General features: G+C 67.7%; 18 protein-coding genes and 1 pseudogene. 8 read left to right on the top strand and 11 right to left on the bottom strand.

Going from position 1 to position 17,588, the window contains the following annotated elements; translation table 11 throughout:
• Nucleotides 1–43: 43 nt before the first annotated feature.
• Nucleotides 44–1,324: a serine--tRNA ligase gene (gene serS, locus IEX43_RS07935; protein ID WP_188809919.1), complete on the bottom strand. Its 1,281-nt coding sequence runs from the start codon at nucleotides 1,322–1,324 to the stop codon at nucleotides 44–46.
• Between the two features lie 91 nt (nucleotides 1,325–1,415).
• On the opposite strand from serS, the gene IEX43_RS07930 reads away from it, so the two are divergent.
• Nucleotides 1,416–2,471, top strand: a complete 1,056-nt coding sequence (locus IEX43_RS07930; protein ID WP_188809917.1) for a diacylglycerol/lipid kinase family protein — start codon at nucleotides 1,416–1,418, stop codon at nucleotides 2,469–2,471.
• Nucleotides 2,472–2,474: 3 nt separating this feature from the next.
• Here the strand turns inward: IEX43_RS07930 and IEX43_RS07925 are convergent, their stop codons facing one another.
• The 3 genes from IEX43_RS07925 to IEX43_RS07915 all read right to left on the bottom strand — a co-directional run bounded on the left by IEX43_RS07925 (nucleotide 2,475) and on the right by IEX43_RS07915 (nucleotide 4,162).
• On the bottom strand, nucleotides 2,475–2,678 hold the full coding sequence (locus tag IEX43_RS07925; RefSeq protein ID WP_059319417.1) for a hypothetical protein: 204 nt from the start codon (nucleotides 2,676–2,678) through the stop codon (nucleotides 2,475–2,477).
• A gap of 94 nt (nucleotides 2,679–2,772) precedes the next feature.
• The gene (gene pheA, locus IEX43_RS07920) at nucleotides 2,773–3,753 is read right to left on the bottom strand and encodes a prephenate dehydratase (RefSeq protein WP_188809915.1); all 981 of its coding nucleotides are present in this window, start codon (nucleotides 3,751–3,753) and stop codon (nucleotides 2,773–2,775) included.
• 82 nt (nucleotides 3,754–3,835) lie between these two features.
• Nucleotides 3,836–4,162, bottom strand: a complete 327-nt coding sequence (locus tag IEX43_RS07915; RefSeq protein ID WP_188809914.1) for a rhodanese-like domain-containing protein — start codon at nucleotides 4,160–4,162, stop codon at nucleotides 3,836–3,838.
• Between the two features lie 208 nt (nucleotides 4,163–4,370).
• Here IEX43_RS07915 and IEX43_RS07910 point away from each other — a divergent pair.
• The 5 genes and pseudogenes from IEX43_RS07910 (at nucleotide 4,371) to IEX43_RS07890 (ending at nucleotide 8,896) form a co-directional block, all read left to right on the top strand.
• Nucleotides 4,371–5,769, top strand: a pseudogene (locus IEX43_RS07910) (amidase).
• A 137-nt stretch (nucleotides 5,770–5,906) separates the two neighbouring features.
• Entirely contained in the window at nucleotides 5,907–6,134 is a 228-nt protein-coding gene (locus IEX43_RS07905; protein WP_188809912.1) for a hypothetical protein, read from the top strand.
• Nucleotides 6,135–6,247: 113 nt separating this feature from the next.
• Nucleotides 6,248–6,451: a hypothetical protein gene (locus IEX43_RS07900; RefSeq protein ID WP_188809910.1), complete on the top strand. Its 204-nt coding sequence runs from the start codon at nucleotides 6,248–6,250 to the stop codon at nucleotides 6,449–6,451.
• A gap of 167 nt (nucleotides 6,452–6,618) precedes the next feature.
• A complete protein-coding gene (locus tag IEX43_RS20230) occupies nucleotides 6,619–7,074 on the top strand; it encodes a LapA family protein (protein WP_229666361.1) in 456 nt (151 codons plus the stop codon).
• Between the two features lie 394 nt (nucleotides 7,075–7,468).
• Nucleotides 7,469–8,896 (top strand): FAD-binding oxidoreductase, encoded by a 1,428-nt coding sequence (locus IEX43_RS07890; protein ID WP_188810396.1) that lies wholly within the window; start codon nucleotides 7,469–7,471, stop codon nucleotides 8,894–8,896.
• A gap of 93 nt (nucleotides 8,897–8,989) precedes the next feature.
• On the opposite strand, the gene IEX43_RS07885 is transcribed toward IEX43_RS07890, so the two are convergent.
• On the bottom strand, nucleotides 8,990–9,523 hold the full coding sequence (locus tag IEX43_RS07885; RefSeq protein WP_188809908.1) for a DUF4190 domain-containing protein: 534 nt from the start codon (nucleotides 9,521–9,523) through the stop codon (nucleotides 8,990–8,992).
• Nucleotides 9,524–9,573: 50 nt separating this feature from the next.
• Nucleotides 9,574–10,440: an NERD domain-containing protein gene (locus tag IEX43_RS07880; protein ID WP_188809906.1), complete on the bottom strand. Its 867-nt coding sequence runs from the start codon at nucleotides 10,438–10,440 to the stop codon at nucleotides 9,574–9,576.
• A 247-nt stretch (nucleotides 10,441–10,687) separates the two neighbouring features.
• Here IEX43_RS07880 and pgm point away from each other — a divergent pair, with 247 nt between their 5' ends.
• Nucleotides 10,688–12,349: a phosphoglucomutase (alpha-D-glucose-1,6-bisphosphate-dependent) gene (gene pgm, locus IEX43_RS07875; protein ID WP_188809904.1), complete on the top strand. Its 1,662-nt coding sequence runs from the start codon at nucleotides 10,688–10,690 to the stop codon at nucleotides 12,347–12,349.
• On the opposite strand, the gene IEX43_RS07870 is transcribed toward pgm, so the two are convergent.
• On the bottom strand, nucleotides 12,339–12,836 hold the full coding sequence (locus tag IEX43_RS07870; RefSeq protein WP_188809902.1) for a 2'-5' RNA ligase family protein: 498 nt from the start codon (nucleotides 12,834–12,836) through the stop codon (nucleotides 12,339–12,341). The two genes, pgm and IEX43_RS07870, sit on opposite strands and share 11 nt — an antisense overlap.
• Before the next feature lie 146 nt (nucleotides 12,837–12,982).
• Nucleotides 12,983–13,588 carry a malonic semialdehyde reductase gene (locus IEX43_RS07865; RefSeq protein ID WP_188809900.1) on the bottom strand — a complete coding sequence of 202 codons (606 nt, stop codon included), beginning with the start codon at nucleotides 13,586–13,588 and terminating at the stop codon, nucleotides 12,983–12,985.
• A 211-nt stretch (nucleotides 13,589–13,799) separates the two neighbouring features.
• Here IEX43_RS07865 and IEX43_RS07860 point away from each other — a divergent pair, with 211 nt between their 5' ends.
• Nucleotides 13,800–15,152 carry a uracil-xanthine permease family protein gene (locus IEX43_RS07860; RefSeq protein WP_188809898.1) on the top strand — a complete coding sequence of 451 codons (1,353 nt, stop codon included), beginning with the start codon at nucleotides 13,800–13,802 and terminating at the stop codon, nucleotides 15,150–15,152.
• Here the strand turns inward: IEX43_RS07860 and IEX43_RS07855 are convergent.
• The 3 genes from IEX43_RS07855 to IEX43_RS07845 all read right to left on the bottom strand — a co-directional run bounded on the left by IEX43_RS07855 (nucleotide 15,149) and on the right by IEX43_RS07845 (nucleotide 17,565).
• Nucleotides 15,149–16,066 (bottom strand): SGNH/GDSL hydrolase family protein, encoded by a 918-nt coding sequence (locus IEX43_RS07855; protein WP_188809896.1) that lies wholly within the window; start codon nucleotides 16,064–16,066, stop codon nucleotides 15,149–15,151. The two genes, IEX43_RS07860 and IEX43_RS07855, sit on opposite strands and share 4 nt — an antisense overlap.
• Nucleotides 16,063–16,962, bottom strand: coding sequence for a GAF domain-containing protein (locus IEX43_RS07850; RefSeq protein WP_188809894.1), 900 nt, complete (start codon nucleotides 16,960–16,962; stop codon nucleotides 16,063–16,065). Before IEX43_RS07850 ends, IEX43_RS07855 begins: the two co-directional genes overlap by 4 nt.
• Before the next feature lie 243 nt (nucleotides 16,963–17,205).
• Nucleotides 17,206–17,565 (bottom strand): hypothetical protein, encoded by a 360-nt coding sequence (locus IEX43_RS07845; RefSeq protein WP_188809892.1) that lies wholly within the window; start codon nucleotides 17,563–17,565, stop codon nucleotides 17,206–17,208.
• Nucleotides 17,566–17,588: the final 23 nt, after the last annotated feature.

Genomic DNA, 17,588 nt, shown 5'->3' with positions numbered 1-17,588 from the left:
CGTCCATAAGCGGGTGCAACCCGGGGCGCAGGAGGAGCGGGAGCTACAGGACCGGGAGGACCTCAAGGCCGCCCAGGTACTTCTGCAGCGCCTTGGGCACGTTGACCGAACCGTCCGCGTTCTGGTGGTGCTCCAGCAGCGCAACAATCCAGCGGGTGGTGGCCAGCGTGCCGTTCAGGGTGGCCACAGCGCGGGTGCCCTTGGCTACCCCCTCCTGATTCACCGCTCGTTCGCGGATGTTCAGGCGGCGGGCTTGGAAGGTGGTGCAGTTGGAGGTGGAGGTCAGCTCGCGGTACGCGCCCTGGGTGGGGACCCAGGCCTCGCAGTCGTATTTCCGTGCCGCGGAGGTGCCTAGGTCGCCGGCAGCAGTGTCGATCACCCGGTAGGGCAGCTCGCACTTGGCCAGCATTTCCTCTTCCCACGCCAGCAGCCGCTGGTGCTCGGCGGCGGCCTCTTCCACCGTGGTGTAAATGAACATTTCCACCTTGTTGAACTGGTGGACCCGGATGATGCCGCGGGTGTCCTTGCCGTGCGAGCCGGCTTCGCGGCGGTAGCAGGAGCTCTGCCCCGCGTAGCGGATGGGGCCGGCAGAGAAGTCCAGGATCTCGTCCGCGTGGTACCCGGCCAGCGCAACTTCCGAGGTGCCCACCAGGTAAAGGTCGTCTTCGGCAAGCCGGTAGATCTCGGCGTCGTGCTTTACATCGAAGCCCGTGCCCTGCATGGTCTCCGGGCGCACCAGCGTGGGCGTAATCATCGGGACGAAGCCGGCTTGAATGGCCTGGTCCATGGCCATCTGCAGCAGCGCCATTTCCAGCCGGGCACCAACGCCGCGGAGGAAGTAGAAGCGGGCGCCGGAAACCTTCGCGCCGCGCTCCATGTCGATGGCGCCGATCAGTTCGCCGATTTCCAGGTGGTCTTTGGGCTCAAAGTCGGGGAATTCACGCGGCGTGCCCACCGTCTTGACCACCACGTAGTCGTCCTCGCCGCCCTCGGGAACGCCGTCCTCAATGACGTTGGGGATGGTGCGCAGCAGCTCATCCTGCTTGGTCTGTGCGGCGTCGGCCTCGGCGGAGGCGGCCTTGACTGCGTTGGCCAGCTCCTTCACCTCGGCCAGCAGGGCCTTCTTCTCGTCGCCCTTCGCCTGGGCCACCTTCTTGCCGAACGCGTTCTGCTCGGCCCGGAGGTTCTCGAAGCGGATCAGCGCCGCACGGCGGGCCGCATCCGCGGAGATGATCGCGTCCACCACTGACTCGTCCGCGCGGCGGGCACGCTGGCTGGCACGGTATTTATCAGGGTTTTCGCTGAGGTCTTTTACGTCGATCACCACACAAGGGTATCCAATCCCGCGCACGACGGCGGGCGGCAGCGGACGTGCGGGGCCCGCCTGGCTTCCGCCGGGCTACTGTTGAGGCACCATGAGCGACTGGATCCTGTACCTGCTGACCGGGGTGGCCCTTGCGTTCGCCATCTCCAGCTGGTGGGGCGTCCGCAGGCTCAAGGCCCTGCATATCCGCAGTACCGTGGGCGGGGATGCCCAGGATCCGGGCCTCGCGGAACAGCGTGTCGCGGTGATCCTCAACCCCATCAAGGCACAGTCGGACGAAGCGAAACGCCTCATCCAGCGCGGCTGCCTGGCGGCAGGCTGGGAAGATCCCGTCTTTTTCGAGACCACGGCGGAGGACCCCGGCTACTCACAGGTGGCGGCCGCCCTCGCGTACAGGCCCGACGTCGTCCTGGTGGGCGGCGGCGACGGGACCGTCCGCGTGGTGGCCGAGTCCCTCGTGCACACCAACGTGGCTATGGGGCTGATTCCGCTGGGCACCGGCAACCTCCTGGCACGGAACGTGGACCTGGACCTCAACGACCTGCATGCCAACGTCAACACCGCCCTGTTCGGCCGTCAGCGCCATATCGACACCGCCCGGATGGGCATCGAAAACTCACGCACCGGCAGCTCCTCCGAGCACGTGTTCCTGGTGATCGCCGGCATAGGCATGGACGCAGAGATCCTCGCCGACACCAACGACGGCCTGAAAAAAGCGGTGGGCTGGCTGGCATATACCGAGGCAGGCATGCGGCACTTGCCCGGACGCCGGAAGAAGGTTTCGATCTCCCTGGACGGCAGCCCGGAGCAGGTCCGGAACATCCGCAGCGTCTTGTTCGCGAACTGCGGCCTGATCCCGGGCGGCATCGACTTCATTCCGCAGGCCATGATTGACGACGGCATGCTGGACGTGGTGGTCATGAGCCCCCGCAGCGCCATCGGCTGGCTGCTGATGTACGTCAAGATCATGTTCAAGCACAGCGGGAAACTGCCCGTCATGACCGTCTACCGGTCCGGGAGGGTGGTCATCAAATGCCCCGAACCGATGGCCATCCAGCTGGACGGAGACACGGCCGGTGAAGCCACCAGGCTCACCGTCCAGGTGGAGCCGCGGTCCCTGCTGATCCGGGTCAAGGGCCAGGATTAGAGGCTACTCGCTTTTGCGCTTCTTCTCCTCGGCCGCCTTCGCCGCAGCGTGGGCCTCGGACTGCTCACGGATCATGGCCTGCTCTTCTTCAAACCGCAGGCGGTCAGCACGGTCGGCGTCGTCCCCGTCCCAGTCCTGGTTGTCGGCAGTGGGCCGGGGGTTGACGATCATCCCCTGGCCGTCGTTTTCGGTGCCGCTGGCAGTCATGACGCGCTCCCTTCGTTAGGGGCCATCCCCCGTGTGGATCAAGTAAGCATACGCATTGTCCACAACCCGCGGAAGTACTTGGAACGGCATTCACCTACGCTTTGGGCGAAGCGGGGGAACCGCTTTCGGCGGGCTCAGCTGCGGGCGGGAGAATGCCAGCCACCCAGGCCCGTGCTGCCTGGAAGGCCTGGTCAGCAGTGTGCGGCTCTACCGGCGCTGCCTGCATGTCGGCCCGGGGATATGACCCCAGGAAGCGGGTGGCGGGACTGATGCGGTGGATCCCGGCCAGGGCGTCGGCCATCCGTTCGTCGCCCACGTGCCCGTCGGCGTCGATGCTGAAGAAGTAGTCTCCCAGGTACTGTCCGGTGGGCCGGGACTCAATGCGGCTGAGGTTCACCCCGCGGCTGGCGAACTGGTCGAGGATTTCCATCAGGGCGCCGGGCCGGTCTTCGGGGAGAGGGACCACCAGCGTGGTTTTGTCCGCACCTGTGCGTGGGGGCAGGACACCCGGCCGGCTGACCAGGATAAAGCGGGTCACGGCGTCCGGATTGTCACCGATATCCTCAGCCAGAACCGACAGTCCGGGCTGCTCCCGGGCCACCAGCGGAGCGCAGATGGCGGCGTCGTAAAGGCAGTCTTCCCCAAGGAGCCCCAGTGCCGAGGCAGCCGTGGATGGGCCAGGTACGTATTCGGCTGACGGAATGTTCGCATCCATCCACAGGCGGCACTGGGCCCAGGCATGGCCGTGGGTTGAGACCCGCCGCACGTCGGCCAGGCGGACTCCGGGCCCTGCGACCAGCACGAAGCTGATGGGCACCAGGACTTCGCGGATGATCCGCAGCTCGCCACCTCCGGCGATCGCGTCGAGGGTGGCGGTGACGCCTCCTTCAACGGAGTTTTCGATCGGGACCATCGCGGCGTGGACTGATCCGTCGCGCACCCAGTCCAGTGCAGCGTTAACGTTCGACGCCGGGACCCGGGTGGCCTGCGCAGCGTCCGGCACCTGCAGGAGGGCCGCCTCGGTGAAGGTACCCCGTGGCCCCAGGAAGGCGTAGGTGGAGGATGACGCGGACATACACATTCCTTTATCGGTAAGCGCCGACGGGAGCCGGCGGCAGAAGCTGCAGCCGCTACATGCCCGGCTCCAGGCGTCCCTGCTAGAGCACCATCGGCTTCAGGCCGTTGTCCGAGACGAGCGGTTTGCCGGCTTCCAGCCACATATCCATCCCGCCGGAAACGTTGATTGCGGTGTAGCCCTGGCCGGTGAGCCACTGGGCAGCGCGGAACGAGCGCCCGCCGGTGCGGCAGATGACGTAGACATCCTCGTCCGGATCGAGTTCATCCAGCCTCGCCGGGAGCTGGTCCATGGGAATGTGGCGGGCACCATCTGCATGGCCCGCCACCCACTCATAGTCCTCGCGGACGTCAAGGATGACGGCGTCATCGGGGATGTCGCCGACGGGGACGTTGTCGAAATCGCTCATGGAGGGTCCTGCCTTCGCGGATCGGTGTCGGATTAAAGCCTAGTGCTTTCGCCTCCACCTGGCGGCAGGCCAGGTCCACGTTAAGCTTCTGAGTGACCCTAGGAGGAACCGTTGTTCCCTGAGCAGCCCGCACTGGCCACCGCAGGAAGCCGAAGATTCCCGCCCCGGCACTGCCCTGAGCACTGCACTGGCATGGATCCGTGCGGCCTTGACTGAACTCCACGAACTGCCGGCCGTCGCCCTTCGGGACCTCCTGCGGGAGGGGCGCGTGTCAGCAGCGGAGGCCGCGGCGCATTTCCTCGCCCGGATCGAACAGCAGAACCCGCTGCTGGGCGCCTTCATTACGGTAACGGCGGAACAGGCGATGACTGACGCCCGCACCGCCGACTCAGTGCGTTCCAGCATCCCCTCCGGGGAACTGCCTATGCTCCACGGCATGCCCCTGGCGTTCAAGGACCTCACCGACGTGGCAGGCGTGGTGACCACCCACGGCAGCGCGGCGCTGGACCACAAGCCTGCGCCCGCGGACGGTCCATTGGTTGCCCTGCTTAGGGAAGCGGGCGTGACCCCGCTGGGCAAGACCCAGGTTCCCGAATTCGGACTGACGGCCTACAGCGAAAACCGGATCGCGCCGCCGTCGCGCAATCCCCACGCCCTGAGCAGGAGCTCAGGCGGCTCCTCCGGCGGCAGCGCTGCGGCCGTGGCCGCGGGACTGCTGCCTTTCGCCCCGGGCACCGACGGCGGCGGCTCGGTCCGGATCCCCGCAGCCGCCTGCGGGCTGCTGGGGCTCAAGCCGGGCCGCGGCGTGGTTCCGGCCGGTGAAAGCGTTGGTGATGCCGCGCGGCTGGTGGTGGCCGGTCCGATTGCCCGGGACTCCGTGGATGCGGCGCTCATGATGGACGCCCTGGCGGCACCTGACACGGCGGGCAGGCCGGCCGGTGGCTACCTTGCAGCGGTGGGCCTGGAGCCCCCGCGGCTGCGGATCGGCATCAACCTGGACAGCCCGTGGTCCGGCACCTTCCCGTTCGTCCCGGAGCAGGAGGCGCTGGATGCCCTCCGGGCATGCCCTCAGCGAAGCTTCCATCCGGTACGACAACCGGTACCCGGACGCCTTCACCTCGGCATGGACGGCAGCCGTGGGCGCGGCCAGGATCAGCCCCCACCGGGAAGCCCTGCTGGCGCCCCTCACCCGCACCTTCCGGCGCCGCGCCCAGCAGCGGAGCCCGGCCAAGCTCGCCGAGTCCCTGGCATTCCTGCGCCAGTTCCAGCATGACACCGCGGCGCAGTACGCGCAGTGGGACCTGATGCTCATGCCGTCACTCGCCCAGGCACCGCGCCCTGTGGGCTGGTTTACCGGCGCCATGCACGGCACTGACCGGTGGCCCTCGGCGCAGTGGCCTGGAGATGCTGACGGCGATTACCGCAAACAATGCGAATACGCGCCCTGGTCCTCCATGGTGAACGTCTGCGGACTGCCTGCCATCACGATCCCTGTGCATTGGACCGGCGGGGCCCCAGGGCAGGGGCTGCCGATGGGAATACAGCTTGTGGGACCTCCGGGATCAGAATCCCTCCTGCTGCAGGTGGCGCGCCAGCTGGGGTTCTGACCATGTTGCACGCGGCGCCACTATTGACCTCCTCCTAACGCCGGCTTAATGCGCCTGTAACCCGTGGGGAGCAAACTTGTGGACGTGCCAGGCCGCGGCACCCTTCCGCCAGCCACTGCTCGACGAGGAGTTCCCTTATGAAAGCTGAAAATCCCAGCACGACTGCCGGCGAGGTGCGCCCTCTACCGGACGGAGCCAGGCCGGACCTCAGCAACGCCACTGTCAGGGAGGACCTGGCCGGGCAGGGCCGCTGCGCCCTGGTCCATCTCCCCACCGGACGGACCTGCCTCCTGCCGCTCCGGCACCATGGAGCGTGCGAGTTCCACCGCCCGCAGGAAGCCGACGACGTCGCCGCCGGCGGGTGACCGCGCTGGAGGGCACCAGCGCCGGAAGCCGGGCCAGGGCCTTGCGCAAAAGTGTCGACTCCACCGCGAATCAGGAGGACGATTAAAGGGCAGTCACTGTGAGGAGGTCTGTGATGTGCTATTCATCCAGCAAGGACTTCGGGTGGGGCATCAGGAAAGAAGCCGAGAGCAAGACCGAGGCAAAGCACGAAGCCCCGGCGGAAACTCCGGAGAAGCCGGTCAAGGCGCAGGAATTCACATTCTGGGCATTTCCGGGCTGGCGGAAGACGCGGACGCCGGGCACCCCTTCAGCTGAACGGAGCAAGGAGAGGGTCTGAGGCCGCGCCAAGGTCAACGGAAGGGTCTTCACCGAAGGCCCTTCCGCTGTTCCCAGGCTGGCGGCGGGCCGGAGCGGCGCGCGCCCCGCATTGTGCTGCGGCAAACCCTCCCACTATGGTTGAACCATAAGCATGCTTATTATCCGCACGCGACGAAGGGAACCAGCATGAGTACCGGAAACTACCCATCCGCAGGACAGCCGGAACCGGGAACCGGGAACCATGCCGGCGTCCCCCCGGCACCGGCCCGCACGCCCTCCCCCGTGGACTCCACTGCGGACTCCGCACTGACCCGTCCGGATGAGCACCGGCCGGCCGGCACCGGCACGCCTGCACCACAGCCGTCGTCCGCTGCGGACCAGCCAAGGGTGACCCGGGCAGGGGTGGTGTGGGCAGCCGTCGTAGCGGCCCTGGTGCTCCTGATCCTGTTGATCATCTTCATCCTCCAGAACCAGGACCAGGTGGCAGTGCGGTACTTCGGCCTGGAAGGACTTGTGCCGCTGGGCATGGCGTTGTTTATAGCCAGCGTGACCGGTGGGGTCCTGGTTGCCATGGCAGGTGGCGCCCGCATCCTCCAACTCCGCAGGAACGCCCACCGCGCACGGCTGCGGCAACGGAAGTAGCGGCGCGCCGCCGGAAGCAGTGCGGCGCCGCCCGGTCCAGTCCTGAAAAGCGAAGCCAGGGTGAGCAGCGGCAGCCGCAGCTCCTCCGCATCGCCGATGCCATCCGGCGCCGGGACACCGAGGGGGCGGCGGAGGCCATGCCGGCCCACATCGAGCTGGTCTCGGACGTGGAGCTGCTCCGCTAACTGTATTGACCTGGCGGGCGGCAGCGCGGTCAACGGGCCAGGCCGCCAAAAAGCTGTTGACCGGGCCTTTCGGCGATCCTAAGATCTGGACATCGCATGAGCCTGCCCCCATGGTGTTCGCAGGCATTCCTTCCGTCGAGGTGCCCCCAGGCGCCTCTCACTTCCCCTCATATTGCACAGGGCTTAGACCCTTAGCGGGAGCACTGATGATGTCCACAGTCCATGACACCAACCGGGAACTGGAAATACAGCGGGCGCTGCGCGGGCTGCGCGCCAGGCTGTCGGGATCCCTGATCGAGCCTGATGATCCGTTGTACGAAGAAGCCCGGCGGGTATGGAACGGCATGGTCGATCTCCGGCCACGCGCCGTCGTCCGCGCCGGGGCGATAGCCGACATCGACGCCGTGCTGGACGCCGTCCGGCGAAGCGGCATGGCGCTGGCCGTCCGTGGCGGCGGGCACAACATTGCCGGACACGGCAGTGTTGACGGCGGGCTGGTGCTGGACCTGGGACCGCTGAGGCACGTCCAGGTGGATGCCGGGAGCAGGCTGGTGACTGTGGAACCCGGAGCCACCCTTGCCGACGTCGACCACGCAACTGCCGCGCACAACCTTGCCGTCCCGCTGGGAGTGATCAGCGGAACAGGCGTGGCGGGGCTCACCCTCGGCGGCGGCGTGGGCTGGCTGACGCGCTCCAACGGCCTGACCCTGGACAACCTGGAATCCATGGACGTGACCACCGCTTCGGGAGAGCACCTGCACGCCAGCGGGCAGGAGAATCCGGAGCTGTTCTGGGGGCTGCGCGGCGGCGGCGGAAACTTCGGGGTGGCGTCCTCCTTTACCTTCCGCGCCCGCCCCCTGCCGCCCCAGCCGCTGGGAGGGAACCTGTTCTACCGCCCGGAACACTGGCGCAACGCCCTCCCGGCTTTTGCCGCCTGGACCCGGGACCTGCCGGACGGGATGAACCCGATCACCTCGTTCCTGGTCTTCCCGGCGGAGTTCGGGATGGGCAGCGACCCGTGGATGATCATCGGGTTCGTGTGGGTGGCGGAGGACCAGCAGGCAGGGCTTGCGCTGGTTGACCAGCTCCGGGCCGCCGCCCCTCCTGACGAAGAGGAAGTCGGCCCTACCTCCTGGCTTGACTGGCAGAGCGCCATGGACAGCGTGTTTCCCAAGGGTTCGCGCGGCTACTGGAAGAACGTCTCCTTTTCGCGGCTGGACGCGGAGTCAGTGGATGTCCTGCTGAGTTTCGCCTCCGAGCTGGCATGGGAGGGTACCGGCATTGACATCCACCACATGGAGGGGGCGTTCGGGCGGGTACCGGAGGATGCAACGGCGTTCCCCAACCGTTCTGCCCGCTACTGGCTCAATGTCTACGGCTTCTGGCGGGACCCCTCCGAGGACGAGCGGCTGACCGCGTTCGCCCGGAAAGCCTACGGGCTCATGCGGCCGTTCGCGGAGCACGGCGAGTACGTCAACTTCCTTGGCGCCGAGGTGGGGCCGAGGGGCGTGGACGCCGCCCGCGCAGCGTACGGACCGGAGAAGTTCCGGCGCCTGGCGGCCCTCAAGGACCGCTACGATCCGCACAACCTCTTCCGCCTCAACCACAACATCCCGCCAACGCAGGCGCCCATGTGATGGGGTGAGGAGCCCGGGTGGAATGCACGACGGCGGCACGCCGCAGGCGCGGGCCGCCGGCACAGCGTTCAGGTGGATTAGCGTCAGGCCCGTTTAGAACGTGTACGTCGAACCGCTGGTGGAACTGGCAATCGCAAGGCCGATGATGGCCAACAGCCAGAACGCGCCGTAGCCCAGGAGGCACAGGTAGCCCAGGACCAGCCCGGCAATGGACATGCCCCTGCCGGACGGTTCTCGTTTGAGCGCCATATGGCCGGTGATGATTGCTGCAATCTGCGGGAGCAGGAGCCAGCCCATAATCACCGAGGCGATGCCGCACACCATGCTGGCGATGCTCAGCGTCTTCGGCTCCGCCTGCATGCCGTAGTACCCCTGCTGGGCGTACGGTCCGGCCGGCTGGCCATAAGGGGAGGGTTGCTGGTTGTACGGGCTCGGCGGCTGGCCATAGGCCCCGCCATACTGGCCGGGTTCACCGTACGCGCCCTGCCCGTAGCTGCCCTGTCCGTAGGGCGGCGCGGACGGCGACTGGCTGCCGTAGGGCGGCGCGAACCGGGGCGGTTCAAGGCCGGACGGCGTGCTGGAGTCGGGTTGCCCGGTATCGGGCCGCTGGCTGGGCTGGTCAGACATGGTTCCCCCTAGGAATCTTGATCCCAGCCTACCCCCGCACAGGGGCTGATCTATTGCCCCCAATAGGGCAATATGTACACCGCAAAGATGACGAACGCCGCCAGCAGGGCCAAGCGTCCGGCGCCGCCGGTACCGTGCTGGCGGGCCTTTGGAGCCGCGCGGCGACCCGCTGGACGGTGGCCTTCCCCGGCCCCGGCGGCCGAAGAGTTGCCCCGGACCACCGGACGCGCTGACGAACCCGACCTGGCGGCGGGAGCTCCGGCATTCGTGGGTGGCGCCGCGGGCGGAACCACCGTGCCCGGGCGGACGTGCCGGAACGCCATGATGCCCGGCTCCTGTTCATGGGTGAGGTCCTGGCCGAGCTGCGCGTACAGTCCCGCCACAGTCCGCTGGTCCAGCACCTGCGGCAGGGCCTCGATGGCACCCACCACACGCTGCGTACCGGCCACCGCCACATCCGAGGCTGTCACCCCAAACAGGTCCGGCTGGGCGGCCATACAGATCAGGGGGCGGACCAGCCGCCGGTACGGAGGGGACACCACGGACGACACCGCGGCGCATTGGGCCAGCGCACCTTCCACAGCCTGCGTCCGTGCGTACCGCCCCTGCCAGAGCACCCCGGACAACACCCGGACCTCGCCGGTCCAGTTCTTGCAGTCGACCACCACCACTCCGCCAGGCCCCACGAGGACGTGGTCCAGGTTGGCTTTCGGCCGGCCGGGCCAGTGCACGTCATGGAGCACGTACCAGCCGCGCGGGACCAGCTCGCCCAGCTTCTCCGCCACCATCTTCTCGCTGACAGCATCCGCGTCCCAGGGCTTCGTGGCGCCTTCGGCCTCGTCCAGCCGGCGCTTAAGCCTGGCCACCCTTTCGGCGGCCAGTCTGGACTGCTCGGCTTTCCCGTCTCCTGCCCCCATGGCCGCCCCTGCTTCCCTGCCGGAAGGACGACGGCGGGGGGCCGCCGTCGTGCCTTGCTCTCGGATGAATTCCCCGACTTTTTCGAAAGTAACAGGGCGTGCAGCGGCCGGTATATAAGTACTTTGGTGGGGTCTGTACTCAGGGTGACTACTCGTTTGATGACGATCTTCCGTCACAGGCCGGACACAGTGGCCGCATTCCGGACGGATCGTTTTGACTCAGGTCCCTGTCTGGCATGCTGGTGGCATGGCTAGCCGCGCGGGCACAGTTGCCCAACCCCAGGACCTTGTTGACATCACTGCGCTCCTTGACGCGTATTACGACATCACGCCCGATCTGGGTGATCCCGGCCAGCGCGTGGCGTTCGGCACGTCCGGGCACCGCGGCTCCAGCCTGAAGGCGTCATTCAACGAGCAACACATCGTTGCCATCACCCAGGCCATCGTGGAGTACCGGGCGGGGCAGGGCATCACCGGGCCGCTGTTCCTGGCCAAGGACACGCACGCCCTCAGCGAGCCCGCGCAGAACTCCGCACTCGAGGTCCTGGCAGCCAACGGCGTCCAGGTCCTCGTTGACGCCCGCCACGGCTACACCCCCACACCGGCGCTCAGCCACGCAATCCTCACCTACAACCGGAACGCCGGCGCCGGCGCCCCGCAGGCAGACGGCATCGTTGTCACGCCGAGCCACAACCCGCCGGCAGACGGCGGCTTCAAGTACAACCCGCCGCACGGCGGGCCGGCCGATTCGGACGCTACCGGCTGGATCGCCAACCGCGCCAACGAGCTTCTGGAGAACGGCCTGCGCGGGGTGAAGCGGATTCCGCTGGCCGATGCCCAGGCAGCGGACAGCACCGGCAAGTTCGACTTCCTCAGCAGCTACGTGGACGACCTTCCCTCCGTCCTGAACCTGGATGCCATCCGCAACGCGGGCGTGCGCATCGGCGCCGACCCCATGGGCGGTGCATCCGTGGACTACTGGGGCGAGATCGGCGAGCGCCACCACCTGGATCTCACCGTGGTGAACCCCACCGTGGATCCGCAATGGGCCTTCATGACCCTGGACTGGGACGAGAAGATCCGGATGGACTGCTCCTCCCCGGCCGCCATGGCCTCGCTGATCCAGCGGATGGCTGCCGGTGCGGACGGGACCGCAGCATACGACGTCGCCACCGGCAACGATGCCGACGCGGACCGGCACGGCATCGTCACCCCAGACGGCGGCCTGATGAACCCCAACCACTACCTCGCCGTCGCCATCGATTACCTCTACCGCAACCGCAGCGGCTGGAACCCGGCCTCCGTGGTGGGAAAGACCCTGGTGTCGTCCTCCATCATCGACCGGGTAGCCCAGAGCCTGGGCCGGAAGCTCGTGGAGGTTCCGGTCGGCTTCAAGTGGTTCGTGCCGGGCCTGCTCTCCGGGGAGGGCGCCTTCGGCGGCGAGGAATCGGCCGGCGCTTCCTTCAACAAGCTGGACGGCAGCGTCTGGACCACGGACAAGGACGGCATCCTGCTGGCCCTGCTCGCCTCGGAAATCACGGCGGTCACCGGCAAGTCCCCGTCCCAGCTCTACAAGGGCCTGACGGACCAGTTCGGCGCCCCCGTCTACGCGCGCATTGATGCAGCAGCCACGCGGGAGCAGAAGTCGGCACTCGGCAAGCTGTCGCCGTCGGACGTCACCGCCACAAGCCTGGCCGGGGAACCCATCCTGGCCAAACTAACCGAGGCGCCCGGCAACGGCGCATCGATTGGCGGGCTCAAGGTGGTCACCGAGAACGCCTGGTTCGCCGCCCGCCCGTCCGGTACCGAGGACGTCTACAAGATCTACGCCGAGTCCTTCAAGGGCGAGGAGCACCTCAAGCAGGTCCAGGCGGAAGCCAAGGCACTGGTGGACAGCGTTATCGCCTAGCTGCCCCGGTTTCCGGCAGGCTCCAGAGCTGCAGGATGCGCCGGACGGTGCGGTCACCGTCCGGCGCCATGTCCACCAGCGCCACCCGGTCAAGCACCAGGGTGTCGCCCGGGCTCAGGCGGCGGCCGTGCAGGTGGGAGATGTGCGGCCGGTAGCCGGACCTGGTGTGGGCCGGTGTGAGGATCCTGCCACCTGCGCTTTCGACTGCCGTGGCCAACTGCTCGTGCAGGGCCTGCAGGTCCGGCTGCCGCTGGACAAGGCTGACCGGCACGGAGCCGTTCCGGCCGAATCCCGCGTCCTCCCCCACCGTCAGCGCGGCGCCCAGTGCCTTGTCCGCAGGTGGCCCGGCGAGCGCCGCAACTTGTTCGGCAACGGCGTCATCGACGTCGAACCTCAACAGGGTGATGTGCAGGGGCCACTGCGTCCGCGGGAAGACCTGGCCTTCAGCGACCGGCTCCACAAACGCCACGAGGACGAAGTTCCGCATCCGCCCAGTGTGCCACTCCCCCGACTAACCCTGCTCGGTCCAACGCTCTCTCATTTAATGCGGCTTAACCGCCAACGCTCTCTCGCGCATGAGAGAGCGATGGCCGAAAAGGTGCATTGAGTGAGAGAGCGTCCCGGGGTTGGGGGTTAGACGGTGCGGACGACGTCCTCGTAGGAGAACTTGGGCTTGGCTTCGCCCCAGGCGTCTGCGGCGGGCTGGCCGATGTTGACCACCAGGAAGCTCTTCTGGCCGCCCGCGGGGAAGAACGCCTCATCGATGGCACCGAAGTCGGCTCCGGTCATGGGGCCCGCGGAGAACCCGAGGGAGCGGACGGCCAGGATGAAGTAGCCGGCCTGCAGGTGCGCGTTGTTGTTGCCCGTGGCGGCGGCGAGTTCCGGGTTGGCGTCGTACATGGCCTTGGGGGCGTTGTAGCCGGGGAGGAAGGTGTCCCACTGGCCCGCCCAGTTGGTGTCGTAGCTGAGGATGGCCACCAGCGGGGCGGAGGCGGTCTTGGCGCGGTTGCCTGCCATGAGTGCGCCAACCAGCTTGGCGCGGGCTTCGTCCGAGCGGACATAGGTGACGCGCAACGGCTGGGAGTTGAAAGCCGTGGGGCCGAACTTGGTGAGCTCGTAGATGGCCTGCGCCTGCTCGTCGGTCACCTCGCCCGTGAACGAGTTGGCGGTGCGGGCCTGCGCGAAAATAGCGTCGACGGCGGCCGGATCGATAACCGCTTCTTCATGGGCAATGGTCATTGGCGTACCTTTCGCTGTGCCTCCCCGTTTGCGTCGGGGCCGGCGTCGTTGCTTTCCATGGTTGCAACTTCAACCAGCAGTGTCCTCTTCCCGTGACGGCCCGTGACATCGGACACAACAGTCCGTGGGCGGGGCGCGGGCGGTATCCTTGTCCCAGTTAATCTCCGCCCTCCGCGGCATCCCCCCGAAAGCCCCCGAAAGGCCTCCGCCCATGAGCATGCTCGGAATCAAATGGAAGCTGCACGGCACAGGCAAGTCCATCAAGCCGGGGCACGTGGTAGCCCCCGATGAGCGCCTGGCCTGGCCACTGACCATCGGCGTGGGTATGCAGCATGTGGTGGCCATGTTCGGCGCCACGTTCCTGGTGCCCATCATCACCGGAATGCCGCCTGCCACCACGCTGTTCTTCTCCGGCATCGGAACGCTGCTCTTCCTGGTGATCACCAAGGGCCGGGTTCCCAGCTACCTCGGCTCAAGTTTCGCGTTCATCGCGCCCATCATGGCGTCCCAGCAGCAGTTCGGCGTGCCAGGAGCCCTGGGCGGCGTGGTCTTGGCCGGCGCGGCCCTGGCCCTGGTGGGTGCCATCGTCCAGAAGTTCGGCGCTGGCTGGATCAACCGGCTGATGCCGCCCATCGTCACCGGCGCCATCGTGGCGCTGATCGGGCTGAACCTCGCACCGGCAGCCAAGCAGAATTTCGACGCCGCCCCCGTCACCGCCGTGGTCACGCTGGCCACCATCATCCTGGTCAGCGTGCTGTTCCGGGGGATCCTGGGCCGCCTCAGCATCCTGGTGGGCGTGGTGGTGGGCTACCTTGTGGCGATGCTGCGCGGCGAGGTGAGCTACGAAAAGATGGAGGCCGCGGCCTGGGTGGGCCTGCCACAGTTCCAGACTCCCGAGTTCCATGTGGGCGTCCTTGGCTTGTTCGTGCCCGTGGTGCTGGTCCTGGTGGCGGAGAACATCGGCCACGTAAAGTCCGTAGCCGCCATGACCGGCCAGAACCTCGACGGCGTGTCCGGCCGGGCGCTGATGGCGGACGGCGCCGCCACCGTCCTGGCCGGCTTCGGCGGCGGCTCCGGCACCACCACCTACGCCGAAAACATCGGCGTCATGGCGGCCACCAAGGTCTATTCGACGGCGGCCTACTGGGTGGCAGGCGTCTTCGCCATCGTCCTGAGCTTCTCCCCCAAGTTCGGCGAGCTCATCGCCACCGTCCCGGCCGGAGTGCTGGGCGGCGCGGCCACCATGCTGTACGGCATGATCGGTATCCTCGGCGTGAAGATCTGGGTTCAGAACAAGGTGAACTTCTCGAACCCGGTGAACCTGACCACCGCCGCCGTGGCCCTCATCATCGGCATCGCGGACTACACCTGGACCATCGGTGACCTGACGTTCACCGGGATCGCACTGGGATCAGCCGCGGCCCTGGTGATCTACCACGGCATGAAGGCCATCGCGAAGGCCCGGGGCACCGCAGCCGAGCCCGAAACCGAGCAGGCGGGGCTGCCTCCCCAGGCCAGGGCAGCGGGGAACACTGCCGCCAGGCGCGCCCCGAAAAAGCGCTAGGCCTCCTTCAGGGACAAGGGCTCCCCGGGCAGGCCTACCGGATGGACTGCCGGGAGATGCCCGTGCCCGAAGACGGGGCCGGGACGGGGACGTTTGGGAACCAGCGGAGCCTCCGCGGGGTGCCTGACCTGGCGGATCGCCCAGGGTACGAGGTATTCCCGGGCCCACACCAAGTCTTCCGTCCGGGCTTCCTTCCAGTTGCGCGGCGGAAGCGCCTTGGGCTGCAACGGTTCAAGGCTGTGGGGAATGGCCAGGGCCTGCAGCACTCCCAAGGCGATGGTGTGGTGGCCCAGCGGCGAGAAGTGCAGGCGGTCAGGGTCCCACATGCCGGGCCTGGTGAGGTCGCGCAGGCACCACAGGTCAACCATCACAGCGTTGTGCCGGGCCGCCACGACGTGGAGGTTTTCGTTGAGGATGGCCACCTTGCCGCGTATTTGGCCGAAGACCGGGGTTGCGCCCCAGTCGGGGCCGGCGAAGAGGACAACGGTGGCCCCGGAGCGGGTGAGCTGCTCCACGCCGGCGTCAATTTTCTCGGCCAGCTTGTCCGGATCGCTGCGGCGGAACACGATGTCGTTGCCGCCGGCGGACAGCGTCACCAGGTCAGGCTGTGCGGCCAGCGCCGGGCCCACCTGCTGATCCAGGATCTGCTGCAGCCGCAGGCCCCGGATCGCGAGGTTGGCGTAGGCAAAATCAGGCTGTCCCGCGCTGAGCTCCTCGGCGACCCGGTCAGCCCAGCCCCGCAGTCCGCCCTGATTCTTGGGCTCGGGGTCCCCCACCCCCTCAGTGAAGGAGTCGCCGAGGGCCACATAGCGGTGCCAGGGGTGCTCCCCTAATGCGGGAGCCCGTTCCGCCGGGCGTGCCAAATCCAGGCCAACTGGCCGGCCGGGTGACCGTTCCTGCTTCGGCGTTGTCATGCCGTCCTCCCTTCCGCGGTGTGCGATGGGCCCTTGCCCCGCCCGGCTTTACGCCGGCGGGGCTGTTCCTCCTGCTCCAGCTCGGCTGGGGGCAGCAGGCGGAAGTCCGCGACGCCGTCGGGCGTTCCCTGCCTGAGCCCGGCAGGCTCCCTGCCGGGCTCCCCGGGCCCGGGGTGCTCCCTCCCGGGACCCGGCGCAACAACGTTCAGCGCGGCATCGCGCAGGTCGAGTTCGTGGTGCAGCGCCTGTGTCTGCAGGAACCGCAGTGCCCCCTCGCGGCTGAGGCCGTACTCGTCCATGAGACTGCGCACCGCCAGGTCCACCAGGACAAGGGAGCTTTGCACGACGGCGATGCCTGCTTTGGCCTCGGCGCGTTCGGCCGTCCGCACCACAACACGCAGGGCCCGGGCCACCTGGTGCGCGTAGCTGCGGCTCCGGAGCAGGTCGTCGCTGCTGAAGGCGTGCGGGAGCGCGGCGTAGAGGTTGATGGCGGCGCTCGTCCCGCCCTCGGAGGCGATGGGCATGGACAGGAGTGACTGGACCCCGTGGCCGGCGGCCGCGCTGGCGTACCCGGGCCAGCGCCGGTCCCGGCTGACGTCGGACAGCAGTACGAATTCGCCGGTTCGGAGGGCTTCCAGGGCCGGCCCGTCAGCGAAGGAGCACTGTTCCTGGTTTGCTTCGAGTGCTTTCTCGGTGCTGGCGGCGACAGTGCGTGCCTGTCCCAGGCGGAAGAGTGTGGCCGCCCAGCTGATGCCGCGCTGCTCGCCCTTGATGTCAGCCATGAAGTCACGGGTGACTTCCCAGAGGTACGTTTCGACGTCCTTGCTGTCGAAGACCTGTTCCGGGGGTACTGGAAGGGGTCCCCAGCCGAGCTGCGCTGCGGGTTCAGCCGCCATGATTTACGCCTTGGTTGAAGCGCTCCGGCCTACTGCAAAACCTCTTTCTAAGAATACGTCCCCCGCGCGTTTCAAGGGAGGGGCAGTGCGCGTCAGCCTGCAGGGTTCACCCCGCAGACACGACGCCGTGGACAACGCACACCGGACATGCCGAAGGCCCCCGCCCGGGGTTCGCAGGGAACCACGGGGCGGAGGCCTCCAAGGGAAGGCGGTCACCGCCCCAATGGAGCGGCACCCAGGCCGTTACCCGGCGTCGAAGCTCTCGCCGCCGTCGTCGTTCGGTGACTTCTCCTCGGGCAGGTCGTTGCCGCTGCCGTCCGGAAGGCCGGCGGCTTCCTGTCCGGACTCGGACGAGACCGGGGCCGAACCCTGCGAGTCGTCGTTGGACTCATCAATCTCGGCGGCGCTGGAGGGAAGGTCGACGTCGCGGGGCACCGGATCCGCCTCCGGATCGGACTGCGGCGCGTTGGTGTCGGCGCTGCCCGTGCCCGGTCCGGAACCATCCACTGGTGCCTGGGATCCGCCCATTTCCTGCTCAGCGGTGGGAGTGCCGTAGCCGCCCGGGTCCGATTCGGGCTGGGCGTGCTGGTTTTCCTGCGTCATGGTTTCCTCCTGTTGTGGGTTCG

The sequence above is a fragment of the Pseudarthrobacter polychromogenes genome, from assembly GCF_014644495.1.
In the GTDB taxonomy this organism is placed as follows: Bacteria; Actinomycetota; Actinomycetes; order Actinomycetales; family Micrococcaceae; genus Arthrobacter; species Arthrobacter polychromogenes.
Note: the sequence above shows the minus strand (reverse complement) of the source record. Positions and strands in the feature narration are given on the sequence as shown.

Coding starts and splice junctions, on each gene's coding strand:
- pgm (WP_188809904.1), top strand. CDS start 10,688: ATGGCTAGCCGCGCGGGCACAGTTGCCCAACCCCAGGACCTTGTTGAC.
- IEX43_RS07925 (WP_059319417.1), bottom strand. CDS start 2,678: ATGACTGCCAGCGGCACCGAAAACGACGGCCAGGGGATGATCGTCAAC.
- IEX43_RS07915 (WP_188809914.1), bottom strand. CDS start 4,162: ATGAGCGATTTCGACAACGTCCCCGTCGGCGACATCCCCGATGACGCC.
- IEX43_RS07905 (WP_188809912.1), top strand. CDS start 5,907: ATGAAAGCTGAAAATCCCAGCACGACTGCCGGCGAGGTGCGCCCTCTA.
- IEX43_RS07860 (WP_188809898.1), top strand. CDS start 13,800: ATGAGCATGCTCGGAATCAAATGGAAGCTGCACGGCACAGGCAAGTCC.
- IEX43_RS07845 (WP_188809892.1), bottom strand. CDS start 17,565: ATGACGCAGGAAAACCAGCACGCCCAGCCCGAATCGGACCCGGGCGGC.
- IEX43_RS07880 (WP_188809906.1), bottom strand. CDS start 10,440: ATGGGGGCAGGAGACGGGAAAGCCGAGCAGTCCAGACTGGCCGCCGAA.
- IEX43_RS07900 (WP_188809910.1), top strand. CDS start 6,248: ATGTGCTATTCATCCAGCAAGGACTTCGGGTGGGGCATCAGGAAAGAA.
- IEX43_RS07865 (WP_188809900.1), bottom strand. CDS start 13,588: ATGACCATTGCCCATGAAGAAGCGGTTATCGATCCGGCCGCCGTCGAC.
- IEX43_RS07850 (WP_188809894.1), bottom strand. CDS start 16,962: ATGGCGGCTGAACCCGCAGCGCAGCTCGGCTGGGGACCCCTTCCAGTA.
- IEX43_RS07885 (WP_188809908.1), bottom strand. CDS start 9,523: ATGTCTGACCAGCCCAGCCAGCGGCCCGATACCGGGCAACCCGACTCC.
- IEX43_RS07930 (WP_188809917.1), top strand. CDS start 1,416: ATGAGCGACTGGATCCTGTACCTGCTGACCGGGGTGGCCCTTGCGTTC.
- IEX43_RS07890 (WP_188810396.1), top strand. CDS start 7,469: ATGTCCACAGTCCATGACACCAACCGGGAACTGGAAATACAGCGGGCG.
- IEX43_RS07855 (WP_188809896.1), bottom strand. CDS start 16,066: ATGACAACGCCGAAGCAGGAACGGTCACCCGGCCGGCCAGTTGGCCTG.
- IEX43_RS07870 (WP_188809902.1), bottom strand. CDS start 12,836: ATGCGGAACTTCGTCCTCGTGGCGTTTGTGGAGCCGGTCGCTGAAGGC.
- IEX43_RS20230 (WP_229666361.1), top strand. CDS start 6,619: ATGAGTACCGGAAACTACCCATCCGCAGGACAGCCGGAACCGGGAACC.
- pheA (WP_188809915.1), bottom strand. CDS start 3,753: ATGTCCGCGTCATCCTCCACCTACGCCTTCCTGGGGCCACGGGGTACC.